The 255-nt window shown below is 50.2% G+C and carries 1 protein-coding gene; it reads left to right on the forward strand.

Annotated features, from left to right (window positions below):
* On the forward strand, positions 1-255 hold a 255-nt coding region (locus M3629_RS28285), incomplete at both ends, for a hypothetical protein (protein WP_251512206.1).

A 255-nucleotide genomic window follows, 5' to 3' on the forward strand; every position in this document is an offset into this window, starting at 1 on the left:
GGAAATTCAAGGGGAAAATGTTGCGCCTCTTACCGTCAGTTCCCCTGTCCTGACGTTTGATCCGAATAAAAATAGATTCTATCCGAATGTTTGGAATATTGCAGACTTTTTCCAAGATCCTAACCAAAACTCGCTTTCCTACGCGATTGTCCAACAGCCGGATGATCTGAGTGGGCTCAGTCTCAGTCTAAACTGGGGGCAGCAACTTGCTTTTGGCGGTGTGCCGACCCTGCCGACCTCCTTCACCGTGCGGGC

Source organism: Paenibacillus polysaccharolyticus (assembly GCF_023714295.1).
Taxonomy (GTDB): domain Bacteria; phylum Bacillota; class Bacilli; order Paenibacillales; family Paenibacillaceae; genus Paenibacillus; species Paenibacillus polysaccharolyticus_A.